The organism is Mesorhizobium sp. GbtcB19, assembly GCF_019091085.1.
Classification (GTDB): Bacteria; Pseudomonadota; Alphaproteobacteria; order Rhizobiales; family Rhizobiaceae; genus Mesorhizobium.
In genome coordinates, this window is sequence record NZ_JAGXJY010000286.1 from 1 (window position 1) to 263 (window position 263).

At 73.8% G+C, this 263-nt stretch carries 1 protein-coding gene; it reads left to right on the forward strand.

What is annotated here, in order from left to right; translation table 11 throughout:
* Window positions 1-22: 22 nt before the first annotated feature.
* On the forward strand, window positions 23-263 hold a 241-nt coding region (locus KVT37_RS32310), incomplete at its 3' end, for an ATP-binding cassette domain-containing protein (protein WP_368860647.1).

Below are 263 nucleotides of genomic sequence, written 5' to 3' on the forward strand. Positions count from 1 at the left end.
CGGCCCCCCGGTACCGCCCGGGGTGGGCCTTCCATTTCCGCCCGGGCCGCTGGTGGGGGCCCGCGGCCCCTCCGGTTCAGGCAAGAGCCCCATCCCCAAGCTCCACCCGCGCCCCTACGTGCCCGAGACCGGGCGCGTGCTGGCCGACGGCGTCGACCTTGCCATGGTCGATACCGCCTGGCTGCGCCGGCAGGTGGGCGTGGTGCTGCAGGACGACGTGCTCTTCAACCGCTCGGTACGCGACAACATCGCGCTCGCCGATC